Source organism: Aminobacter sp. P4_H6_2 (assembly GCF_056400805.1).
Map to the genome: position 1 here is coordinate 1 of NZ_JBFUKO010000448.1, position 4551 is coordinate 4551.

The 4551-nt window shown below is 60.9% G+C and carries 7 protein-coding genes; 3 read left to right on the forward strand and 4 right to left on the reverse strand.

Annotation, left to right across the window (positions count from 1 at the left end; genetic code table 11):
- Positions 1 to 273 (reverse strand): isocitrate/isopropylmalate family dehydrogenase (locus AC1DUU_RS23955; RefSeq protein WP_476785876.1); only part of this gene is annotated, 273 nt, incomplete at its 3' end.
- 288 nt (positions 274 to 561) lie between these two features.
- Here AC1DUU_RS23955 and AC1DUU_RS23960 point away from each other — a divergent pair.
- Positions 562 to 1443: an RNA methyltransferase gene (locus tag AC1DUU_RS23960; protein WP_476785877.1), complete on the forward strand. Its 882-nt coding sequence runs from the start codon at positions 562 to 564 to the stop codon at positions 1441 to 1443.
- Positions 1436 to 2236, forward strand: a complete 801-nt coding sequence (gene murI, locus AC1DUU_RS23965; protein ID WP_476785878.1) for a glutamate racemase — start codon at positions 1436 to 1438, stop codon at positions 2234 to 2236. Before AC1DUU_RS23960 ends, murI begins: the two co-directional genes overlap by 8 nt.
- Here murI and AC1DUU_RS23970 read toward each other — a convergent pair.
- Both AC1DUU_RS23970 and AC1DUU_RS23975 read right to left on the reverse strand, forming a co-directional pair.
- The gene (locus AC1DUU_RS23970) at positions 2223 to 3053 is read right to left on the reverse strand and encodes an FTR1 family iron permease (RefSeq protein WP_476785879.1); all 831 of its coding nucleotides are present in this window, start codon (positions 3051 to 3053) and stop codon (positions 2223 to 2225) included. The two genes, murI and AC1DUU_RS23970, sit on opposite strands and share 14 nt — an antisense overlap.
- 4 nt (positions 3054 to 3057) lie before the next feature.
- Positions 3058 to 3405 (reverse strand): cupredoxin domain-containing protein, encoded by a 348-nt coding sequence (locus tag AC1DUU_RS23975; protein ID WP_476785880.1) that lies wholly within the window; start codon positions 3403 to 3405, stop codon positions 3058 to 3060.
- Positions 3406 to 3626: 221 nt separating this feature from the next.
- Here AC1DUU_RS23975 and AC1DUU_RS23980 point away from each other — a divergent pair, with 221 nt between their 5' ends.
- Positions 3627 to 3815 (forward strand): DUF3008 family protein, encoded by a 189-nt coding sequence (locus AC1DUU_RS23980; RefSeq protein ID WP_476785881.1) that lies wholly within the window; start codon positions 3627 to 3629, stop codon positions 3813 to 3815.
- 15 nt (positions 3816 to 3830) lie between these two features.
- Here the strand turns inward: AC1DUU_RS23980 and AC1DUU_RS23985 are convergent, their stop codons facing one another.
- Entirely contained in the window at positions 3831 to 4466 is a 636-nt protein-coding gene (locus tag AC1DUU_RS23985) for an NAD(P)-dependent oxidoreductase (RefSeq protein WP_476785882.1), read from the reverse strand.
- Positions 4467 to 4551 lie beyond the last annotated feature (85 nt).

A 4551-nucleotide genomic window follows, 5' to 3' on the forward strand; every position in this document is an offset into this window, starting at 1 on the left:
CATCTTCTTGAGCTTGAACTCTTCGACGCGCTGCTCGTCAGGCGTGATGGTGGCGCATTTCACGCCGACGCCGTGCTTGTTGATGGCGTTGGCCGCGTCGATCGTCACCTGGTCGTTGGTGGCGTCGCGGTGCTCGATGCCGAGGTCATAATATTCGATGTTGAGGTCGAGATAGGGGTGGATCAACTTGTCCTTGATGAACTGCCAGATGATGCGGGTCATCTCATCGCCGTCGAGCTCGACGACGGGGTTGGCCACCTTGATCTTCGCCATAAGAAAATGCCTCTTTTTGCCTGGAACCAGCCGGTCCCGGAGGTTCACGATTGGGAGTGCGGCCCCTATACCAAAGCGCATCGGGCCGCGCAAATGATTGCCACTGCTCGCCCAGTGCTTTTGCTGACAATGTATGAATCGCGGCGTGCCGGGCGTTTTCGACACTTCTTTTCGCGGCAGGTTGCCATTCTTGGCCGGCCGCCCTGCTTTTGCTCACCAGAACTTCATTTTCAGCGCCGAATGTGGCAGGGACGCGCAAAAGGCGCAATTCTCGGTTCAATCGCAGCAATGTCAGACATTTCATCCTCCGCACGGCCTACCGCACCGGTAATCGTTCTTGTCGAGCCTCAGCTCGGCGAGAATATCGGCATGGTGGCGCGCGCCATGGCCAATTTCGGCCTCCGCGAATTGCGCCTGGTCAATCCGCGCGATGGCTGGCCGAGCGAAAAGGCGAGGGCGGCCGCCAGCAGTGCTGACCATGTCATCGACGGCGTTGTCGTCTTCCCCGATCTCGCCTCCGCCGTTGTCGATCTCAATTTCATCTTTGCCACCACAGCGCGCCAGCGCGACGGCTTCAAGCGTGTCGCTGGCCCTGTCGAGGCGGGGCGGACGCTGCGAAGCCACGCCCTATCGGGCCAGCGCACCGGCATCCTGTTCGGCCGCGAGCGTTTCGGCCTCTATAATGAGGAAGTGAGCCTCGCCGACGAGATCGTCACCTTCCCGGTAGACCCGGCCTTTGCCTCGCTCAACATCGCCCAAGCGGTGCTGCTGATGTCCTATGAATGGATGAAGTCTGGTCTGGAAGACGAAACGCAGACCAATTTTGCCGGTCCCGAAATGGTGCCGGCGACCAAAGAGCAGTTGCACGGCTTTCTCAATCATCTTGAAGCTGCCCTCGACGCCCGCGGCTATTTCCGCCCGGCGGCCAAGAAACCCAAGATGGTCGACAATCTGCGTTCGGTGCTGACGCGGCCTGGCTTTTTCGCGCCCGAGCTCAAGGTTCTGCGCGGCGTGGTTGCCTCGCTCGACTATTTCTCGCCCAAGGAGCCGCGCGGCGCCGGCTATCCCGATCGCAAGGCCAAGGTCGACCACGCCGCCCATTCCGGCAGCGCAGGTGCCGATGAGGACGACACGCCGCCAGTCGGCGGCAGGGGGCTCGACAATGACTGATCGCCCGATCCTGATGTTTGATTCAGGCATCGGCGGGCTGACCGTGCTGCGCGAGGCGCGCGTGCTGATGCCGGAGCGCCGTTTCGTCTATGTCGCCGACGATGCGGCATTTCCCTACGGTGCGTGGGAAGAGCCGGCGCTCAAGGCGCGTATCCTCGATCTGTTTGGGGGCCTGCTCGAGCGTTTCGATCCTGAGATTTCGGTCGTTCCCTGCAATACGGCTTCCACGCTGGTCATCGACGCGCTGCGCCAGGCATTTCCTGGCCATCCCTTTGTCGGCACGGTGCCGGCGATCAAGCCGGCAGCCGAGCGCACCCGTTCGGGCCTGGTGTCGGTGCTGGCAACGCCAGGCACGGTCAAGCGGCAATACACGCGCGACCTGATCACCCAATGGGCGACTAAATGCCATGTCAGGCTGGTCGGCAGCGACAGGCTGGCGCAGATGGCTGAGATCTATATGCGCGACGGCTTCGTCGACGAGCAGGCGGTCAAGGACGAGATCGCACCCTGCTTCATCGAACAGGACGGCCACCGCACCGACATCGTTGTGCTTGCCTGCACGCACTATCCGTTCCTGGTCAACCGCATGCGCAAGACGGCTCCCTGGCCGGTCGACTGGATCGATCCGGCCGAGGCGATTGCGCGGCGCGCGGTGTCGCTGCTCAATGGCGACGCAACGGCAAAACGTTCAAAGAAAYTGGCATTCGGACGCGATCTTGCGATCTTCACGTCCGGCAAGCCGCATTTCGCCACAGCACGGCTCATGCAGGGATTCGGCCTTAGCCTGGCTTGATTCCACCCGAAGCCTGCGAGCGACGTACCAGTGCCGAAGCCGTCACGATGAGCACGACCGTTGCGACATAGGCTGCTATCTGGATGCCTTCTGGCCGCGCGACATATCCGACGAGGATATGAAGCAGGAAGCCGACAGGATTGGTCTGCGGCAGGATTTCCGACGTGTTCCAGATATCGTAGCMCAATGCCGGCAGGTAGCCTGCCTGGACCAGGAATGCGGCASCCTGCGCGGCAAGGCCGGCAGCGAGCATGATGATGATGACGCCGGTGATGCGGAATATYAGCTTGAGTGGTACGCTCAACAGCCCCGCATAAAACAATCCGCCGACCAGTGCCGCGCCAATCACGCCGAGCGCGCCGCCTTGCAGCATCGTCGCCACGCTGAGTTTGCCTTCGATGGCGATGCCATAGAGGAACAGCACCGTCTCAGATCCCTCGCGCAGCACGGCGATTGCGCAGATGATTGCCAAGGCAGACAGTGGCTTTGCTCCTTCCTTCACCGCCTTGCCGACAGCGCGGCTTTCGCCGACCAGTTCCGTGGCATGAGTGCTCATCCAGACCTGGTGCCAGGCAAGCATCGCCACGGCGATCAGCAGCACTACAGCGTTGAACAGCTCAGTGCCGTTGCCGTCGAACAGATCCGACAGGCCACTGGCGAAAAAGGCAACGATGGCAGCCCCGGCCAGACCGGCACAGACACCGCCTGCAACCCAGCCGGCGCGGCCGCTTATGCCCTTGCTCGATGCCAGCACGATGGAAACGATCAGCGCGGCTTCGAGCGTTTCGCGAAAGACGATGACGAATGTCGAAAGCATCGGCTCACTCCGCAAACAGGTTGCCCAGAGCCGTTTCCTTGTGCCGATCGCCGAAGAAACCATAGCTGCCCGCAGCCAAGGGTCCGACATGCAGTTTGATCTGCTTGCCGCCCGCCACGACCTTTTCGACATGGAAGTCGTTGCTTTCGAACTCCTCGGCAGTCGGATCGTCGTTGACGACGACGAGGTCGAATGCCTTGCCAGCCGGCACGGTCAGGGCCTGCGGCTTGAAATGGTGATCCTTGATGGTGATGGTGTAGGCGTCTTGGGTCTCGGCGGCTTGCGAAACCAGGCTCAAGCCAAGGAAAAGCCCGGCTGCAAGAGCTGCAATCGACGTGGAAGGAGCGAACATGGTGATGACCTCATAGTCCTCGCCATCGTCCACCCGGGCGGGCAAGGATCGGGTCAGAATAGAAAGATGATAGGTGTTGTCAAGTTAATTGCGTAGTTTGGAATCGCTCTAAATACAATGATTACAACATGTTAGAGAATTGAGTGYGGTTTGAAGGGTGGGCGTGGAACCCTGCGCTGTGGAGTGCGTTTGGCTCATGTTCAACAACAGGAGGCGAAGCCATGCCTGCCATGTCAAAAGCCCAGCAAAAGGCCGCCGGAGCGGCCCTTGCCGCCAAGCGCGGCGAGATCAAGAAGAGCGAACTGTTCGGCGCATCGAAGGAAATGTTCGAGTCGATGACCGAAAAGCAGCTTGAGGAGTTCGCCGAGACCAAGCGCAAGGGCTTGCCGGAGCACAAGACAAAGCACTGAGCCCCGGCAATCCGATCAGTAGCCCACAGTGAAGCGCTTGCCGGTGTGCTTGGGCGTTTCGGCCTCGTCGACAATGGCCACAGCCAGGTCTTGCACCGAGATGTGGCTTTCGCCCTTGGCATCGAACACCGGTTGGTCGGAGCCGATGCGGAATTTTGCGGTGCGTTCGCCGGGCGCCATCATGATGGCGGGCGAGATGAACGACCATTCCAGGCCGGTTTCCGTACGTAGTGCCGCGAGTGCGTCGCGTGCCGCGCGTGCGCCGTCCTTGTAGGCGTCGGGGAAGTTCGGCCCGTCGACGAGTTGCTTGCCGTCGATTTCGAGGCTGCCGGCGCCGCCGACCACGATCAGGCGCTTGCCGGCGGCTTTGGCTGCGGCAACGATGGCCTTCGAGCCGGCGAGATGCTTGGCATAGATGTCGGGATCGCCCCAACCGCCATTGAAGGCGGAGATGACGACATCGCTACCCGAAATCGCAGCTTTCAGCGCCTCCATGTCATTGGCGTCAGCCTGTACGGCAGTGACGCCGTCGAGCTGGGCGACCTTCGCCGGGCTGCGGACAATAGCGGTGACCTTGTGGCCGCGTGAGGCCGCTTCCTTGAGTACCGTGGTGCCGACAAAGCCGGATGCGCCGATGAGAGCGATGTTCATGACTGTTCTCCTGTTCGGCCTGCTTTGCCTTTGGGTGCATAAGCAGGTATGATTTGTAATCAGGTTACCAACGATAACCATATAG

What these genes read in the sequence shown, in the direction of transcription:
- AC1DUU_RS23960 (WP_476785877.1), top strand. Translation starts at nt 562, where the DNA reads ATGTCAGACATTTCATCCTCCGCACGGCCTACCGCACCGGTAATCGTT.
- AC1DUU_RS23975 (WP_476785880.1), bottom strand. Translation starts at nt 3,405, where the DNA reads ATGTTCGCTCCTTCCACGTCGATTGCAGCTCTTGCAGCCGGGCTTTTC.
- AC1DUU_RS23980 (WP_476785881.1), top strand. Translation starts at nt 3,627, where the DNA reads ATGCCTGCCATGTCAAAAGCCCAGCAAAAGGCCGCCGGAGCGGCCCTT.
- AC1DUU_RS23985 (WP_476785882.1), bottom strand. Translation starts at nt 4,466, where the DNA reads ATGAACATCGCTCTCATCGGCGCATCCGGCTTTGTCGGCACCACGGTA.